Below are 16,492 nucleotides of genomic sequence, written 5' to 3'. Positions count from 1 at the left end.
CGGCGGCCGATTGACACGCAAGTTGCAGCTCGGGTCGTCCAGTGGACTTCTAGGTTGCGGTTCGACGGCGGAGTGGCCGATCGAGCCTCCTGATCGGGCCGTGTCAGCGGTCCGGCAGCAGCACGATCGGCGGGCGGTCCAGCAGGGACAGCGGGTCGATGTAGCGCTCGCCCCGTCGCACTCCCCAGTGCACGCAGGATTGGGGCGCGCAGTGGTTCGGCGTCGCGCCGTCGGCTGGATCGCCGGTTCCGCCCTCGACGACGCCGATCACCGAACCCGCGGCGACTGCCGCCCCGACCGGCACGGATGCGGCGACCGGCTCCAGGCTCGTACGCAGCCCGTCGGGATGGGTGACCACCACGACCCCGCGCCGTGCGACCTGTCCGACGAACGTCACGACACCCGGACCGGGGGACAGCACGCGCGAGCCCTTCGGGGCGGTCAGGTCCACGCCGCGATGTCCCGCGCCCCACTCCTTCTCGGGCGGGTCGAACATGCGCACCACGCCGGACGGCGGGTCCACCCCGGGGACCGGCGGCACGTAACCGGTCCCGGGGGCATCGGTCCACGGGGACTGGGCGCCGCCGTCCGAGACAAGTTGGCCGCCGCCGTCGTCCGAGACGAGCCGGACGTCGACACCCGCACGGACGGCGACGTCGGGCCCGGAGCGCACCGCGGCGGCGGGCGCGGTCGCCGCCAGGGTGACGAGCACGACGGTGAGCAGCGCGATTATGACCACGGTCGTCGAGATTCGGCCGAGGTCGGGGGCCGGGCGAAGGGCCGGGCGTGCCGCCGGGCGAGCGGCCCGGCGAGCGGCCGGGCCCGAGGCTCGGCGGAGGGCTCGGCCGGGGGAGCGGTTCGGGAGGGTCGTCATGCCATGAGCATCGCCCCGAGCGCACGGCGCCGTCAGGCGTCGGAAGCCCACCTGTGCACAGATACGCTCAAGTCCCTCCTGTGGTCGCGCTCGCTGCCTGCTGCCGCCGTTGCGAGGGTCTCCCGGGTGGCGCGACGAGTCCCAGAATCCGGCCCGGACAGCGGCCTCAGCGGGAGCGTGCGACATCACAGTCGCGGCGCAGCGCGTGGGTCCTCGCCGCAGGGGCAGGTCGGGTAGACTTCAACCCGCGACCGGCATGCGTTCCCCAGGGAGGCGCCTGGTCGACATCGCGCGTCACATCAAGTCGCGTCCGGCAGTGGTCCGGCCCAAGGGTCGGCGTCGGCACGGCGTGGCGCCAGGGGCACCTTCACAGCGGAGGTGCCGGCAACCGAACCGCGGCCCGGGCTTTGAGCTTGGTGTCGCCTGAAATGCGTGCGGAGCTCCCGGGTCGATCCCGGACCGCACCGAAAGGACGTGTCATGGCCGTCGTGTCCATGCGCCAGCTCCTCGAGAGCGGTGTCCACTTCGGACACCAGACCCGCCGTTGGAACCCGAAGATGAAGCGGTTCATCTTCACGGAGCGCAACGGCATCTACATCGTCGACCTGCAGCAGTCGCTGCACTTCATCGACACCGCCTACGACTTCGTCAAGGAGACGGTCGCCCACGGCGGTTCGATCCTCTTCGTCGGCACCAAGAAGCAGGCACAGGAGCCGGTGGCCGAGCAGGCCGCCCGCGTCGGGATGCCGTACGTGAACCACCGCTGGCTCGGTGGCATGCTCACGAACTTCACCACCGTGCACAAGCGCCTTCAGCGGATGAAGGAGCTCGAGGAGATCGACTTCGACGACGTGGCGGCCTCGGGCCTCACGAAGAAGGAGCTCCTGGTGCTGCGCCGCGAGAAGGACAAGCTCGCGCGCACCCTCGGCGGTATCCGTGACATGGCCAAGGTTCCCTCGGCCGTCTGGATCGTCGACACGAACAAGGAGCACCTCGCGGTGGACGAGGCCCGCAAGCTGGGCATCCCCGTCGTGGCGATCCTCGACACCAACTGCGACCCCGACATGGTCGACTACGCGATCCCGGGCAACGACGACGCGATCCGCTCCGTCACGCTGCTCACCCGCGTGATCGCGGACGCCGCGGCCGAGGGCCTCATGCAGCGCCACTCGGGCAACAAGACCGGTGCCGAGGCCGAGGCCGCCGCCGAGCCCCTGGCCGAGTGGGAGCGCGAGCTCCTGGCCGGCGCCGAGGGCACCGTCGAGACCCCGGCCGAGTCCGCCGAGGGCACCGTCACCGAGGCCGCCGCCGAGGCTGCCGCGGCCGCGACCCCGGCAGCTCCCGCCGAGGTCATCGAGGCCGCGGAGGTCGCCGAGGCCGCTCCGGCCGCAGCCCCCGAGGCTGCCGCTGAGGTCGCTCCGGAGGCCGCCGAGGCCGAGACCGAGAAGTGACGCACTGCGCCGGCCGGGTTCGCATCGCGTCGACCCGGCCGGCGCGCCGCTTCTGAAGGTCGCATGACCTCCCACGAACAACACGACTGTACGGAGGACCAGAACAATGGCGAACTACACCGCCGCTGACATCAAGGCGCTGCGTGAGCGGACCGGCGCCGGCATGCTCGACGTCAAGAAGGCCCTGGACGCGGCCGACGGCGACGCCGAGAAGGCCATCGAGATCATCCGCACCAAGGGCCTGGCCCGCGCCGCCAAGCGCGAGGGCAACGCCACGTCCGAGGGCCTCGTCGCCGTCAAGGTCGAGGACACCGCGGCCGGCCAGGCCGCCACGATGATCGAGCTGAACGCAGAGACGGACTTCGTCGTCAAGAACGAGAAGTTCATCGCTCTGGCCGAGGCCGTCCTGGAGGCCGCTGCGGCCGCCGGTGCAACCGACGAGGTCGCGGCCGCGTCCGCCCCCGCCGCGGAGGGCACCGTCGCCGACCTCATCGCCGCACAGGGTGCGACGCTGGGCGAGAAGATCGTCCTGCGCCGCGTCGCACGCGTCGAGGGCCTCAAGGTCACGACCTACCTGCACAAGACGGCCAAGGACCTGCCGCCGTCGATCGGTGTCCTCGTCGTCACCGACGAGGCGGGCGAGGCTGTCGCCAAGGACATCGCGCAGCACGTCGCGGCGATGGCCCCGAAGTACCTCACGCGTGAGGACGTCCCGGCGGACGTCGTCGAGAAGGAGCGGGCGATCGCTCTGGAGACCTCGAAGAACGAGGGCAAGCCGGAGGCGGCGCTGCCCAAGATCGTCGAGGGTCGGCTGAACGGCTTCTTCAAGGAGGTCGCCCTGATCGACCAGCCGCTGGCCAAGGACCCGAAGACCACGGTCGGCAAGCACATCGCCGCCGTGAACGGCTCCCTGACCGCGTTCGTGCGTTTCCGCGTCGGTTCCTGACGCAGCTTGTACGGCCCGGCTCGCGCTTCGGCGCGGGCCGGGCCGACGCATACGCGGGCCGGTTCCGTCCGACGGGGCGGCTCGCACGCCACGCTCCCCCAGGAGCGCGGCGCGGCTTCGATACTTTCGGTGCGGTGTAGAGCCCGGTCGGCTCCACCTCGCACCAGGGGTCTCGAGGCCGGCCCGGACGCCTCTGCCCCGGAGCAGAGGTGCGTTGCCCGCGAGTCGGGCAGTATTCCGGGAGGGCCAGTGTCCCGGCAGTGACGATCGAAGGGTGACGGACCAGTGAGCGACGAGGCGACCCAGAACTTCGCGGTGGACGCAGAGGGCAAGCCGGCCCGGCGCGTCCTCCTGAAGCTGTCGGGCGAGGCGTTCGGCGGCGGGAGCGTCGGGCTCGATGCCGACGTCGTCCGGCGCATGGCCAAGGAGATCGGCGTGGCCGTCCGCGACGGCGTGCAGGTGGCGATCGTCGTCGGCGGCGGGAACTTCTTCCGCGGCGCCGAGCTGAGCGTGGCCGGCATGGACCGGGCCCGCGCGGACTACATGGGCATGCTCGGCACGGTCATGAACTGCCTCGCCCTGCAGGACTTCCTGGAGCAGGCGGGCGTCAAGACGCGGGTGCAGACCGCCATCACGATGGGCCAGGTCGCCGAGCCGTACATCCCGCTGCGCGCGATCCGGCACCTGGAGAAGGGCCGCGTGGTCATCTTCGGCGCGGGAGCCGGCATGCCGTACTTCTCGACCGACACCGTGGCGGTGCAGCGTGCCCTGGAGACCGGCTGCGAGCAGGTGGTCATGGGCAAGAACGGGGTCGACGGCGTGTACGACTCCGACCCGCGCCGCAACCCGGACGCGAAGAAGCTCGACCACCTGACCTACACCGACGCGCTCGTGAACCGGCTCGGCGTCATGGACGACACGGCGCTGGCCATGTGCCGCGACAACGACGTCCAGATGCGGGTCTTCGGCATGGAGGGCGAGGGCAACGTCACCCGCGCGCTTGCGGGCGAGCCGATCGGCACGCTGATCACCACCCGCTGACCCGCCCTGCGCTGACCCCCGCGTGACCCGGCGAGTCCCGGGAAACGCGCGATCCTTTAGATAGCCGGGCCAAGTGTCCGTAGAGTGGCCCCGGCACCACCCGTAGACGAATGAAGGAGCAGTGGTGATCGACGAGACCCTCCTCGAAGCCGAGGAAAAGATGGAGAAGGCGATCGAGGTCGCCAAGGAGGACTTCGCGGGTATCCGCACCGGTCGCGCCAACGCGGGGATGTTCAGCAAGATCACCGTCGACTACTACGGCGCGCCCACGCCGCTGCAGCAGCTGGCGTCGTTCAACATCCCGGACGCGCGCACGGTCATGGTCGCCCCGTTCGACAAGACCTCGCTGCCCGCTGTCGAGAAGGCGCTGCGCGACTCGGACCTGGGCGTTAACCCTGCGACCGACGGCAACGTCGTCCGCATCGTGCTGCCCTCGCTCACCGAGGAGCGCCGTCGCGACTACGTGAAGCTCGCCAAGTCGAAGGCCGAGGACTCGCGCGTCTCGGTGCGCAACATCCGGCGCAAGGCCAAGGAGACGCTGGACCGCATCGTCAAGGACGGCGAGGCCGGCGAGGACGAGGTCGTGCGCGCGGAGAAGGAGCTGGACAAGCTCACCAAGAGCCACGTCGATGTCATCGACCAGCTGCTCTCCAGCAAGGAGAGCGAGCTGCTCGAGGTCTGATGTCCGCACCGCCTCTAGACAGAACAGAGCGAGACAATGCGCACACCGACGTGAGCCTGGAACCCGCACCTGCCGCGAAGGAGTCGCGCGCCGGCCGTAACCTGCCCGCCGCGATCCTCGTCGGCCTCGGCATGCTCGCCATCGTCGGCACGTCGCTGTACTGGCGACCCGAACCGTTCGTCCTGTTCGTGGTCGTCCTCATGTGGGCGGGGCTCTGGGAGCTGCGTCAGGCGTTCGCGCGCCGCGCCCTGCACCTGCCCATGGTCCCGCTGTTCGTCGGGGCAGCGGGCATAGTCATCTCCGCGTACCGGGGCGGCCCGGAGGCGCTCTTCGTCGCCTTCGTGCTGACGGTCGCCGCGACGGTGGTCTGGCGGGCGCTCGACGGCTCCGGCCTCGGCGCCGTGCGGGACTCCGCGGCGGCCGTCTTCGCCGCCGCCTATCTCCCGTTCCTGGCCGGCTTCGTGGTGCTCATCCTGTCGCAGCCCGACGGCGAGATCCGCGTGGTGCTGTTCGTCCTCCTGGCGGTCGCCAACGACACCGGCGGCTACATCGCAGGCGTCATGCTGGGCCGGCACCCGCTGGCGCCGACGGTGAGCCCCAAGAAGTCGTGGGAGGGCCTGGTCGGCTCGATAGTGCTGGCCACGGCGGTGGGCGTGCTCGGAGCGGTGTACGGGCTGGGCGAGAGCCCAGTGCTCGGCGTCGCGCTCGGGGTCATGACCGCCATCACTGCGACTGTGGGCGATCTCGCGGAATCGCTCCTGAAGCGTGACCTAGAATTGAAGGACATGGGCTCATTGCTCCCGGGGCACGGGGGCGTGCTGGACCGTCTCGACTCGATGCTGATCACAGCGCCCTTCGTCTATCTTGTGCTCTCGGTGGTTGCCTGATGAAAACTTCCCTCGCCCAGCCGACCGTCCGGCCGTCGGACGAGACTCCTGCGATCCCGCTGCAGATGGCGCCGAAGCGCCGCGGCAAGCCGCCGAAGCACTTCGCGGACCTCTCTCCCGAGGAGCGCGTGGCCTCCGTCGTCGAGGCGGGGGAGCCGGCGTTCCGGGCCAAGCAGCTCGCGACGCACTACTTCACGCACTTCACGAGCGACGCGGCGCAGATGACGGACCTCCCGGCAAAGTCCCGGGAGGCCCTCGCCGCCACGATGTTCCCGCAGCTGATGCGCCCCACGCGCAAGCTGGAGGCAGACGGCGGCACCACGGTCAAGACGCTGTGGCACCTGTTCGACGAGGCCAAGGTCGAGTCAGTCCTGATGCGCTACCCGCAGCGCACCACGCTGTGCGTCTCCAGCCAGGCCGGCTGCGGCATGGCCTGCCCGTTCTGTGCAACGGGCCAGCTGGGCCTGACCCGCAACCTGTCGACGGCGGAGATCCTGGAGCAGGTCCGCGCCGCGTTCCGCTCGCTCGCCGAGGGCGAGATCCCCGGCGGCGTCACCCGGCTGAACAACCTGGTGTTCATGGGTATGGGCGAGCCGCTGGCCAACTACAAGGCTGTGATCGAGACGGTGCGGACGCTGGTGGCGCCGCAGCCGGAGGGCTTCGGCATGTCGGCCCGCAACATCACCGTCTCGACGGTCGGCCTGGTCCCGGCCATGCAGAAGCTCACCAAGGAGGGCATCCCGGTGACGCTCGCGCTGTCGCTGCACGCGCCCGACGACGACCTGCGCTCCGAGCTGGTGCCGATCAACACGCGCTGGAGCGTGGACGAGACGCTGGACACGGCACGGAAGTACTTCGAGGTCACCGGGCGTCGCGTGTCCATCGAGTACGCGCTGATCAAGGACATGAACGACCACGCATGGCGCGCGGACCTGCTGGGCGAGAAGCTCAACGCGCGCGGTCGCGGGTGGGTGCACGTGAACCCGATCCCGCTCAACCCGACCCCCGGCTCGATCTGGACCGCGAGCGACCGGGATGTCGAGGACGAGTTTGTGGCACGATTGCGCGGTCACGGGATCCCGACCACGATCCGTGATACTCGCGGGAGCGATATCGACGGGGCCTGCGGGCAGCTGGCGGCGGAGGAGGACGACGAGTGAGTGGGATGTTCAACAGCGTTCCCAAGATGCGTACCGGATATGACAAGGACGAGGTCGACGAGTTCTTCGAGCATGCCCGCCAGGCGTACGAGGGACGTACTGCGGACCGGTTGACGAGTGCCGACATCCAGGCGTCGACCTTCGACCTGACCCGCGGCGGGTACAACACCCACGAGGTAGATGCGGCGCTCGACCGGCTCGAGGCGGCGTTCATCGCCAGGCAGCGCGCGGAGTACGCGGCCGCGCACGGCCAGCAGGCGTGGATGAACGCGCTCGCCGAGCGCGCGCGTTCCCTGTACGGGCGGCTGGGCCGGCCCGACGGCGACAAGTTCGCGCCCGCCGACCGGGGCTCGCAGGGCTACGACAAGGACGACGTCGACGACCTGTGCGACCGGCTCATCGGGTACTTCGACCGCCAGGAGCCGCTGACCGCCGGTGACATCCGGTCGGCCACGTTCGGCCGGGCCCGTGGCCCGGAGGCCTACGACGAGGCCTCGGTGGACGCATTCCTGAGCCGCGCGGTGGAGGTGCTGCTCGGGGTCGAGTGACTCCGTGCCGAAGTAGAACCAGGGCGAAGTAGAGCGGGAGTCGGGGCGCTGACCAGCGCCTCGACCTCAGTTCTATCTCGCCCTGGTTCTACCTCGGGACAGCGGGTCAGCCGACGGCGGTCGCGGGCTCCAGCTCCTCCCGCAGCAGCACCTCGTTCCGGGTGGCCGTCAGGAAGCCGCGGATCGCGTCCCGGCTCCGGGTGAGGCAGTCGATGCGCGCCTGGACGCCCACCAGCTCGGTCGCGAGCTGCTCGGCGACCTCGCGCGGGCAGGTCGGATCCTTGCGGTCCGCGGCGTCCTCGGCGTCGAGGAGAACCTTGACCAGCCGCGTCGGGATGCCGGCCTGGACCAGGCCTGCCACGCGCGACACCCGCTCCACGTGGGCCTCGGTGTAGGTGCGGTACCCGTTGGGTGCGCGGTCCGCCTCGAGCAGGTCCTGCTGCTCGTAGTACCGGACGAGACGGGTCGTCACGCCCGTCCGCGCGGCGAGCTCACCGATCTTCATGACACAACCTCCGAGCAGGCGCTTGACATTGACACTGGTGTCAAACTTTAGCGTTGCCGACATGGAGACAACAGGCAATTCCCCAGTAGCCGAAGTGGTCGTCGATCCGCCGTCGGGCAACGACCCCGGGACGGCGCCCGCCGACGTCCTGCCGTGGCCCTCGCTGCTCGTGCTCGGCGCCGGGACGCTGTTCATGGTCACCGCCGAGATGCTGCCCACGGCCGTGCTCGAACAGATGAGCGCCGGCCTCGGCGTCGCGGAGTCGAGCACGGGGCTGCTCGTCTCGGTGTGGGCGGCCGTCGTCGTGGTGCTGAGCTTCCCGCTCGTCCGGCTGACGCGCCGGTGGGACCGCCGCGCCGTGATCGCCGGCGGCCTGGCCGTCCTCGCGCTGTCGTCGGCGCTCACGGCCCTCGCCCCGACCTACCAGGTGGCGGTGGGTGCGCGGGTCGTCGGTGCGGCCGCCGTCGGGCTGCTGTGGGCGACGACCAACGCTCACGTCGCCGACCTGGTCGCCGACCGCCTGCTCGGCCGCGCCATCGCCGTGGTGCTCGGCGGGGCGACCCTCGGGATGGTGGTGGGCACGCCGCTGGCGCGGCTCGTGGCCGACGCGGCCGGCTGGCGTGCCGCCTTCTGGGCCCTCGCGGTCCTGAGCCTCCTGAGCGCGGTGGCGGTCCGCCTGGTCGTCGCCCGCGCGGCAGTGCCAGGCGGCACGACGGCGGACGGCGCCGCGGCCGCCTCCGGGAGCGGCGCCGTCGCACCGCAGCGGGGCCTGGGACGGCTGCTGGCGGTGACCGGGCTCGTCGCGCTGGTGCTGGTGGGCCACTACGGCGCGTACACGTACATCACCCGCCTGACCGAGGCGCCCGCGCAGGCCCTGCCGGGCGGGATGAGCACCCTGCTGCTGGCGTTCGGGCTCGCCTCGGCGGCGGGGGTCGCGCTGGCGGGCCGGCTCGGTGACCGGAGCGGACCGGCCCTCGTGGTGAGCGTTGCCGCGACCGCGCTGACCGTGCTGAGCCTGGGCGTCGTGGACGTGAGCCCGCTGCTGGGAGTCGCCGTGGTCGTGGCCTGGGGCGTCGTGTCGGGCGGTATGCCGCCCTTCGCGCAGACGCTGATCCTGCGTCTGGCCGGGCCCGAGCGGCGCTCGTTCGCCGGGGCGCTCATCCCGGTGGTGTTCAACGGCGGCATCGCCGTCGGGGCGGGGCTGGCGTCGGCCGTCGTCGCGTCGTCGGGCGTGACGGCGCTCCCGCTGCTGGCGGCGGTGGTGATCGGCGTGGCGGCGCTGGCCCTCGCTGCGACGATCCGCCGCGCGTGACGGCTCACCGCGCGTGACGCCCCGCTCGCGCGCGGAGCCCAGACATGTCGGACGTGCAGGTCACGTGACTTGTACGTCCGACATGTCGGCGCGCCAGGGTCAGCAGGCGGGGGCCACCGGGTCGTCGGAGCCCGTGTTGACGTACGCGTCCGCGATCCAGTTGTTCGGCCCGATCCGGTCCCACACGTTGCTGGTGCCGTAGGTCCCGGTCACGGTGGTGCCGGTAGCCGTGCACTCGATCACGACGTTCGCGTAGTTGCCCGCCTGCCCGACGGCGGCGGTGCCGGTGCCGGGCCCGGAGCGCACCGTGAGCGGCCCGCCGCTGGTGCGGACGATGCCCCGCGGGCCGGTCCCGGTCCACAGGTAGGTGACGTTGGTCCAGGCGTTGTTGGTCAGCCCGACGGCGTCCCAGAAGGTGCCGTCCGCGAGGTCGATCCCGGCCGGGTTGAGGACCTCACGGCCGTACCCGTCGAGCCCGCCGTTGTAGTTGTCCTGGTAGGCGGCCTGCGCCTCCGGCTTGCCCTGCGGCAGGTCGGTCCAGGACTGGCGCGTCCCGGCCGGGTTCCAGTAGTCGTCGGTGATGTTCCACGGGCCGACGTCCCACACCGGGGCGTACGCGCAGCGGCCGGTGCTCGGGGCGCAGACCCGCACCGAGTAGCTGCCCGAGTTGTTCGACGACAGCCCGCGCCGCGACGGCAGGGCGACGAAGTGGTCGCGCGACGTGATGACGTGGCCGTTCGCGGTGGTCCCGCCCACGAGGCCCTCACGGGTCGCGAAGATCGAGTACGTCCGCTCGCCGGACATCGGTTCGGCCGCCACCTCCTGGAGGGACCGGGACCGGTCGGCCTGGGGCGTCAGCGTCACCTCCCGCACGGTCGGGCTCGTGTCGCTGTCGCCCACGAGCGTGACGCGGGCCTGGACGGTCTCGGACGCCGTCGGAAGCGGGGAACCGGCAGGGACCCACTCGGTCCAGGCGTCGGGTCCCTGGTCGGCGAGCCGGCCGCGGACATCGACCAGCACGGACGTGCCGGCCGGCGCGGTGGCGTCGACGTCGGCGGCCACGTCGCTCGCGGGGGAGCCGAGGGCCACCGGCTCGGCGACGAGCTGGCCGGAGGCCTCCTGGAGCGCGGGCGAGCCCGCGCCGGCCTCCGCATCGGCGGACGAGACGGCGGAGGTGCCGCTGGCCGGGGCGGCGTCGTCGAGACGGAGCGCCCCGCCGGAGTGCCGCACCCCGGCGTCGTCGGTGGTGAGGGTGTCGAGGTCGACGGACCAGGCCTGCGCGGCGAGGCTCGGTCGGGAACCGGTGCTGGGAGCGACCGCCGCGACGGCGGTGCCCGAGACGATCAGGAGGGAGCAGGTGGTGGCGGTCAGGAGCGCGGCACGGCTTCGGGTCTTGCGTACCTGGGTCTGCATGGCCTGAATCTAGGGGGTGGGGTATTTCACCCGCCATAGGAAGCGGGTGAAATAACGGAACTTCCGCTGCCGCACCGTGCGGCGGCCGCGTGGTGCATGATCAGGGGAGTACCCAGCAGCAGCGACGAGCAAGGAGAACCACGTGTCCGAGTTCCTGGCCGACCGGCCCGGCAAGTACGACCTCGACGGCGACGGCATCACGGACGTCGAGGTCGCAGACACCGACGGCGACGGCGTGGTGGACGCCCAGTTCGAGGACTACGACGCCGACGGCGTACCCGACGTCGAGCTGCACGACACCGATGGTGACGGGCGGCCCGACGTCGTCGTGGAGACCGCCGGCGGGACGTCGACGATCTCCGTGGACATCGACGGCGACGGCGAGGACGACGCCGTCGACTCGTTCCCGGCCTAGGCCGGTTCGGGAGCTCGCACGGGCCGGCCGTAGACCAGCCGGCGCAGCGCCACCTCGGCCGGGCCGCGGCGGCCCGTGCGTTCCTGCCAGACGGCGAACGCCACGGTGACCGCCCAGACGCCCACGGCGTACAGCAGCATGGTCGACGAGGTGAGGTGCTCGCCGAGCCCGAGGCCCCACGCGGTCAGGATCGGCGCGCACAGCACGGACTGCATCAGGTAGGAGGTCAGCGACCGCTTGCCCACGGCCTGCACCGCTCCGGCGAACGGCCCGTCCGTGACGAACAGGTTGTTCGACGGCGCGCCGCTCCGGCGCAGCGCGACCCGGTGGCCCACCAGGGCGAACAGCGCGACGTAGCCCAGGCCGCCGAAGAAGCCCGTCAGGATCTGTACCGGGTAGAAGACCCAGGCGGCGTGGTCGGGCACGGCGAGGACGCCGACGTGGTCGAGCGCGGACGGCAGCGGACCGAGCCAGCCGATGGCGATGCCGACCACCGCCACCCGGCGCAGCAGGGGGAGGTGCTCGCCCGGGTTCTCCAGGATGCGGCGCCGGCCGGCCCAGAATGCGAGCAGCAGCATCATCGGGACCACGAGCATGAGCACGCCCTGGGCGACCGTGCCGATCGACCAGTACCCGAGCCGCTCGACGATCGAGCCGAGGTACGACGTCGCCGACATCGTCGCGTCCGACGAGGCGAAGCTGGTCGCGATGCTCTGCGCCGTGGCGTCGTCCGCGGGGAGCTGCGCCACGAGCCAGGCGCCGACGACGGCGAACACTGTGCCGATCGTCAGCAGCCCGCCGAGCACCCACGTCCACACGATGAGGGTGACGTCCTTGGCCTGGAAGAAGAGCCACACCATGAGCAGGCCGGCCAGGCCGTACGCGCCGAGCACGTCGCCCATCCAGAGCAGCGCGGCGTGCACGAACCCGAACGCGAGCAGCAGCCAGTTCCGCTTCTGCAGCAGGCGCCGGGCCGCGGCCTCCGAGGTACCGGAGGACACCTGGCGGTTGTAGAGCTGCATCATGCCGTAGCCGAACAGGAACGCGAACATCGGGTACGTCCGCAGGTCAACGGTGGTGATGATGAGGAAGTCGGCCACCTTGTCGACCGCCGAGCCGTCGACCGGGTGCGAGGCACCGACGCTCATCTCGCTGCCCCACAGGTAGTAGGGCGTGTTCGCGATGGCGATCAGCAGGAGCATGAACCCGCGGGCGAGATCGGGCGCGGGTGATCGCTCCGAGGCCTGGACGGGTCCCCGGGTGAGGGTGGTGGTCGACATGGGTACATCACAACAGCACGGGGCCGGGCCCGCGAGGAAAGCACGCCGCACGGCAGTTGCCGCATACCGGACTGATCGCCCGTTCTGGTAGTTTCGTCGCACCGTGGACAGGAGGAACGAGTGAGCACGGACGCACTGCCGGAGCAGGCACAGGCGGCGCAGGTCACCGCAGTAGCAGCAGGGGAGACGACACCAGAGGCGACGCCACAGGCGGCGCTGGACGTCGTCGAGCAGGACGCGAGCCCGGCGCAGGTCCCGAGCCCGGCGCAGGACCCGGTGCAGGAAGAGAAGCCGGAGCGCGAGGAGAACCTCGAGACGCGCACCGCCGCTCGGTTGCACGAGCTGGTGGTCTCGGGCGCGGAGAAGCTGCCCGGCGAGACCGGCAGCACCGTGTCGCGGCTGGCCGTGGCGCTGCTGTCGTTCGGCAGCCAGGCCGCGGCGAAGGACCAGGACAAGCCCACCACCGCGCTCATGGGCGAGGCGGTCGGGCTGTTCCGCAGCCTCGACGACGACGACCCGGGCAAGCAGCGCGCCGCCCTCGAGCACGCGCTGGAGACGTTCACGACGTCGGCGATCGGCGGCAAGGAGCGCACGCAGGTGCTCGAGGTCGCCGAGGAGGCGATGAGCCTGTGGGCCAAGCTGCGCGGGACGTCGTCGGACCTCGCGAAGACCGACGCCGCGGCCTCGATGCGCTCGCTCACCAGCGTGCTGCGCAAGGAAGGCCGCGACGACGAGGCGGACGAGACGGAGAACGAGGCCAAGCGCCTGGAGGCGTGAGCCCGTCTCGTCGAGTGCGGGGTTGTTTGTCGGGTCGATCGCACGAGACCCGACGAACAACCCCGCACTCAACACTCAGGAGCTGGCGGGGCAGGTCGGCTCGTCGGTCAGCTCGACGCCGTCCGGCATGTCGTCCGCGGTCGGTTGCCGGCCCGCCATCGCGCAGGCCCGGGCGATCATCTGGTCGTCCGAGAAGGTCCACGCCGTCGTGACGCCGTGGTCCTGGACCACGAGGAGCTGGCCGGCGCCGGCGTACACGTCGCTCGGCGCGACCTGACCACCCGGCGCGTAGAGGCGGGTCGCGAGCTCGCCGACCTTCTGGCCGGTCTCGATGTCGAAGAACGCCAGCGCCGGGCCGTGGTCCCGGGCCACGAGGTTCGGCCCCGGCAGCACTGCCATCACGTCGCCGTAGGTGCCGGTGAGGTCGAGCGCCTCGGGCCCGTCCGGCCCGGAGACGGTGCGCAGGCGCACCGTCGAGTCCAGGCCGAGCGTGACGAGCTGTTCGGGCAGGGACGTGTCCTCGGCGCTGCTGCGCGCGCCGATCATGTGCACCTGCGCCACGCTGCTGCCGCGCACCGTCCAGACGCCCGTCTCGCCCCGCGCCGCCGCGTCGAGATCGGCGACCCGGAGCGAGAAGTCGCGGGGTGCGACGGCGACCCGGCTCGCGTCGTCCGCGACCGCCACCCGGCCGGGCTCCGCCCACTCCGACGCGAGGCGCGGCGTCGTGCCGAGCGGCCCGGGCACGTACAGGGCCCGCTCCTCGAGCCCCGCGTCGAGCAGGTGGAGGCCGGAGCACGCGTCGACCAGCAGGATGTCGTCCCGCGTGCGCTTCGCGCTCACGATGGTGGCGCAGGCCGGGTCGCCCTGGTCGAGGCCGGGCGCGACGAGGTCGCGGAACCCGGCCTCGTACCCGGCCGCCGTCCCGCCCTGGGTCCGGTAGGCGTTGCCGTCCGGCGTGATGAGCAGGAGCCGGCTCCGATCGAGCCAGACCGGCAGCAGCGGCCGGCCGGCGTCCTTGCTGTCGGCCGGCAGGTCCACCGTGCCGAGGCCGTGGATCGTGACGGTGCCGTCCGACCAGGACGCGGCGGTGCTCGCCGGCTGCGCCGGCTCGCCGCGGTAGGTGGCCAGGACCGCTGTCGGGCCGCCCTCGCCGGCGGGCGGTCCGACGCCGGCCGCCGCCGCGCCCGCCGCGCTCGGCAGGGGCACGTCCCCGTGCGTGTCGGCGGTGCTCCACAGCGCGATGCGGCCGTCCGACGCCGCCACCACCCGGTCGACACCGACCAGGACCGGCGGGCCGGGCCGCCGGATACCGGACAGGTGCCAGGTGCGGTGCTCCTCGGGGTCGCCGGAGATCTCGCACGCGACCAGCCCGTTGTCCGTGGCGACCAGGGCGCGGGTGGTGGCGTCGTCGATCGCCACCACCGCCGGGTTCGACCAGGCGCGCGGGACCGGACAGGCCGCCGACCGCACCGAGCCGTCGGCCCAGTGGTGCACGGTCACCGAGGTGCCGTCCGCGCCGGAGCTCAGGGTCGCCCAGTCGCGCAGGGACGGCGACGGGACGCCGCCCTCGGGCAGGTCGACCGGCCCGGCCTCGGTCAGCTCCAGGGTGTCGAGGCTGCGGATCTCGAGGACGCCCGTCGCGGCGTCGGCCACGGCGAGGGTGCGGCTGGAGCCGACGGCGAGCGACGTGACCGCCAGGCTCGTGTCCACCTTGCTGCGGAACGCGAGGCGCTGCTCGGCAGGGCGCTGCGAACCGTCGTCGGACTCCAGGACGGCGAGGTCCCGGCCCTCGAGGTTGATGCTGCCGAGCCGGTTCCGCCCGGTCTCGGCGTCGTGCCATGCGACGAGCAGCGTGTCGCCGCTCGGCGTGACCGCTACCGCTGTCGTGCCCGGCAGTTCGAGGTGCGTCTGCCGGCTGGTGCCGCCCTCGGGCAGCGGCCCGAAGCGGCCGAGCGTCACGCCGAGGTCGTCCACCGCGGCGACCACCGTGCCGTCGGCGCTCCCGGCCACGACGGGTCCCGCGCCCTCGGACCCGGTCACCGTCCCGAACGGGGTGCGGTCGCCGCGCAGGACGGTGGGGTCGCCGTCGTCCGGGTTCCACCGCACGAGGTCGCCGGTGTCGGTCCGGCCGACGACGCCGGTGCTGGTCGGGGCGACGTCGGCGAGCTCGGTCTCCTCCGGCACGTCAACGGTGCGCAGCAGGTACGGGTCCGCGGGCTCGTTCGCCGTGACCGCGTTGAACAGCGCGGTCCGGGTCTGCCCGTCCCGGAGCCGGTCGACCGCCTCGACCGCCAGCAGCTGGGCCTTCGCGGGGTCGTCCTGGTGCACGACGTGCGACGTCGCGCTGAGCAGGTGGGCGGCGTTGGCGTTCACGGCCTCGTTCGCGCGGTTCGCCTCCCGCTGCGCGTACCCGAACGCGCCGCCGACCAGGACCAGCAGCACCACGAGGGCCGCGATCGCGAGGCGGCTGCGCAGACCCGCCGAGCTCTGGCGGGCGATGTGGGCGCTGAGGATCTCCTCGGTGCTGACGTCGGGGCCGCGCAGCGGGGCGACCAGCTCGGCGAGCGCCGTCGCCCGGTCCGGGTGGTGCCGCCAGAAGCGGCGCCGGCGCAGCCGGGTCAGGTCGGTCCACTTGGGCTCGTGGTCGATCCGCTCGGCCAGCGGGGCGGGCAGCGCCGTGGTGCTGATGGTGTCGATCTTGTTCGTCGTCTGGTTCCAGACGATCCTGCCGCTGGTCAGTGCGACCAGGAGCGTCTCGGGCTCGCGGTTGTCGAGCCACCAGGCCACCTCCTCGGCCACGAAGTGGGAGCTGGCGGCGCCCTCGGAGGCGAGCAGGATGAGGTAGTCGGAGCGTTCGAGCTTGCGCTTGATGGAGTCCCAGAGGCTGGGGTTGTTCGCCAGGCCGGTCCGATCCAGAAAGATGCGCAGGTCGCGGACGCCGTCGCGGCTGTCGAAGTCGAGGAGCTGCGCGTGGAACGCGGGCGCGAACTCGCCGTCGGAGTCGCGGCTGTACGACAGGAAGGCGTCGTACCCGTCGGTGCGTGGCGCGGGGCGTGCCCGGTTGGTGCGAAGGAAGCGGCCTCTCCGGTCGGTCATCCTTGCCCCCACAGCCTTTCCTCGGCGAATGTCGCGGACCGGGAGAAACATATCCCCGGTGTGTAGTGTCGCCGCTGGTCATGACGCTAGTCACCTTTAAGGTGA

The 16,492-nt window shown here is 71.9% G+C and carries 15 protein-coding genes; 10 read left to right on the top strand and 5 right to left on the bottom strand.

Going from position 1 to position 16,492, the window contains the following annotated elements; all coding sequences use genetic code 11:
• Positions 1-103: 103 nt before the first annotated feature.
• Positions 104-874, bottom strand: a complete 771-nt coding sequence (locus tag C8K30_RS31120) for a M23 family metallopeptidase (RefSeq protein WP_233256909.1) — start codon at positions 872-874, stop codon at positions 104-106.
• A 479-nt stretch (positions 875-1,353) separates the two neighbouring features.
• Here C8K30_RS31120 and rpsB point away from each other — a divergent pair, with 479 nt between their 5' ends.
• The 7 genes from rpsB to C8K30_RS01235 all read left to right on the top strand — a co-directional run bounded on the left by rpsB (position 1,354) and on the right by C8K30_RS01235 (position 7,589).
• Entirely contained in the window at positions 1,354-2,325 is a 972-nt protein-coding gene (gene rpsB, locus C8K30_RS01265; RefSeq protein WP_108491080.1) for a 30S ribosomal protein S2, read from the top strand.
• 106 nt (positions 2,326-2,431) lie between these two features.
• Positions 2,432-3,271: a translation elongation factor Ts gene (gene tsf, locus C8K30_RS01260; protein ID WP_108491079.1), complete on the top strand. Its 840-nt coding sequence runs from the start codon at positions 2,432-2,434 to the stop codon at positions 3,269-3,271.
• A 285-nt stretch (positions 3,272-3,556) separates the two neighbouring features.
• Positions 3,557-4,312 (top strand): UMP kinase, encoded by a 756-nt coding sequence (gene pyrH / locus C8K30_RS01255; protein WP_108491078.1) that lies wholly within the window; start codon positions 3,557-3,559, stop codon positions 4,310-4,312.
• A 124-nt stretch (positions 4,313-4,436) separates the two neighbouring features.
• Positions 4,437-4,994 carry a ribosome recycling factor gene (gene frr / locus C8K30_RS01250; RefSeq protein WP_108491844.1) on the top strand — a complete coding sequence of 186 codons (558 nt, stop codon included), beginning with the start codon at positions 4,437-4,439 and terminating at the stop codon, positions 4,992-4,994.
• Between the two features lie 50 nt (positions 4,995-5,044).
• Positions 5,045-5,881, top strand: a complete 837-nt coding sequence (locus C8K30_RS01245; protein ID WP_233256908.1) for a phosphatidate cytidylyltransferase — start codon at positions 5,045-5,047, stop codon at positions 5,879-5,881.
• 65 nt (positions 5,882-5,946) lie between these two features.
• Positions 5,947-7,041 carry a 23S rRNA (adenine(2503)-C(2))-methyltransferase RlmN gene (gene rlmN / locus C8K30_RS01240; RefSeq protein ID WP_233256979.1) on the top strand — a complete coding sequence of 365 codons (1,095 nt, stop codon included), beginning with the start codon at positions 5,947-5,949 and terminating at the stop codon, positions 7,039-7,041.
• 5 nt (positions 7,042-7,046) lie between these two features.
• Positions 7,047-7,589, top strand: a complete 543-nt coding sequence (locus C8K30_RS01235; RefSeq protein WP_108491075.1) for a DivIVA domain-containing protein — start codon at positions 7,047-7,049, stop codon at positions 7,587-7,589.
• A 106-nt stretch (positions 7,590-7,695) separates the two neighbouring features.
• On the opposite strand, the gene C8K30_RS01230 is transcribed toward C8K30_RS01235, so the two are convergent.
• The gene (locus tag C8K30_RS01230; RefSeq protein WP_108491074.1) at positions 7,696-8,094 is read right to left on the bottom strand and encodes a MerR family transcriptional regulator; all 399 of its coding nucleotides are present in this window, start codon (positions 8,092-8,094) and stop codon (positions 7,696-7,698) included.
• A gap of 61 nt (positions 8,095-8,155) precedes the next feature.
• Between C8K30_RS01230 and C8K30_RS01225 the strand changes: the two genes are divergently transcribed.
• Positions 8,156-9,406, top strand: coding sequence for an MFS transporter (locus C8K30_RS01225; RefSeq protein WP_108491073.1), 1,251 nt, complete (start codon positions 8,156-8,158; stop codon positions 9,404-9,406).
• A gap of 99 nt (positions 9,407-9,505) precedes the next feature.
• On the opposite strand, the gene C8K30_RS01220 is transcribed toward C8K30_RS01225, so the two are convergent.
• Positions 9,506-10,819: a hypothetical protein gene (locus tag C8K30_RS01220; RefSeq protein ID WP_199230290.1), complete on the bottom strand. Its 1,314-nt coding sequence runs from the start codon at positions 10,817-10,819 to the stop codon at positions 9,506-9,508.
• Positions 10,820-10,961: 142 nt separating this feature from the next.
• Between C8K30_RS01220 and C8K30_RS01215 the strand changes: the two genes are divergently transcribed.
• The gene (locus C8K30_RS01215; protein ID WP_199230289.1) at positions 10,962-11,234 is read left to right on the top strand and encodes a hypothetical protein; all 273 of its coding nucleotides are present in this window, start codon (positions 10,962-10,964) and stop codon (positions 11,232-11,234) included.
• Here C8K30_RS01215 and C8K30_RS01210 read toward each other — a convergent pair.
• Entirely contained in the window at positions 11,231-12,514 is a 1,284-nt protein-coding gene (locus C8K30_RS01210; RefSeq protein ID WP_108491072.1) for a DUF418 domain-containing protein, read from the bottom strand. The two genes, C8K30_RS01215 and C8K30_RS01210, sit on opposite strands and share 4 nt — an antisense overlap.
• A gap of 120 nt (positions 12,515-12,634) precedes the next feature.
• Here C8K30_RS01210 and C8K30_RS01205 point away from each other — a divergent pair, with 120 nt between their 5' ends.
• Positions 12,635-13,291, top strand: a complete 657-nt coding sequence (locus C8K30_RS01205) for a hypothetical protein (protein ID WP_108491071.1) — start codon at positions 12,635-12,637, stop codon at positions 13,289-13,291.
• Positions 13,292-13,366: 75 nt separating this feature from the next.
• Here the strand turns inward: C8K30_RS01205 and C8K30_RS01200 are convergent, their stop codons facing one another.
• Complete coding sequence (locus C8K30_RS01200) at positions 13,367-16,387, bottom strand: hypothetical protein (protein WP_108491070.1); 3,021 nt, start codon at positions 16,385-16,387, stop codon at positions 13,367-13,369.
• Positions 16,388-16,492 lie beyond the last annotated feature (105 nt).

The organism is Promicromonospora sp. AC04, assembly GCF_003058225.1.
Classification (GTDB): Bacteria; Actinomycetota; Actinomycetes; order Actinomycetales; family Cellulomonadaceae; genus Promicromonospora.
The sequence above is the reverse complement of the archived record's forward strand: the minus strand, read 5'-3'. Positions and strand labels throughout refer to the sequence as shown.

Coding starts and splice junctions, on each gene's coding strand:
- C8K30_RS31120 (WP_233256909.1), bottom strand. CDS start 874: ATGACGACCCTCCCGAACCGCTCCCCCGGCCGAGCCCTCCGCCGAGCC.
- rpsB (WP_108491080.1), top strand. CDS start 1,354: ATGGCCGTCGTGTCCATGCGCCAGCTCCTCGAGAGCGGTGTCCACTTC.
- tsf (WP_108491079.1), top strand. CDS start 2,432: ATGGCGAACTACACCGCCGCTGACATCAAGGCGCTGCGTGAGCGGACC.
- rlmN (WP_233256979.1), top strand. CDS start 5,947: ATGGCGCCGAAGCGCCGCGGCAAGCCGCCGAAGCACTTCGCGGACCTC.
- C8K30_RS01235 (WP_108491075.1), top strand. CDS start 7,047: ATGTTCAACAGCGTTCCCAAGATGCGTACCGGATATGACAAGGACGAG.
- C8K30_RS01230 (WP_108491074.1), bottom strand. CDS start 8,094: ATGAAGATCGGTGAGCTCGCCGCGCGGACGGGCGTGACGACCCGTCTC.
- C8K30_RS01225 (WP_108491073.1), top strand. CDS start 8,156: ATGGAGACAACAGGCAATTCCCCAGTAGCCGAAGTGGTCGTCGATCCG.
- C8K30_RS01220 (WP_199230290.1), bottom strand. CDS start 10,819: ATGCAGACCCAGGTACGCAAGACCCGAAGCCGTGCCGCGCTCCTGACC.
- C8K30_RS01210 (WP_108491072.1), bottom strand. CDS start 12,514: ATGTCGACCACCACCCTCACCCGGGGACCCGTCCAGGCCTCGGAGCGA.
- C8K30_RS01200 (WP_108491070.1), bottom strand. CDS start 16,387: ATGACCGACCGGAGAGGCCGCTTCCTTCGCACCAACCGGGCACGCCCC.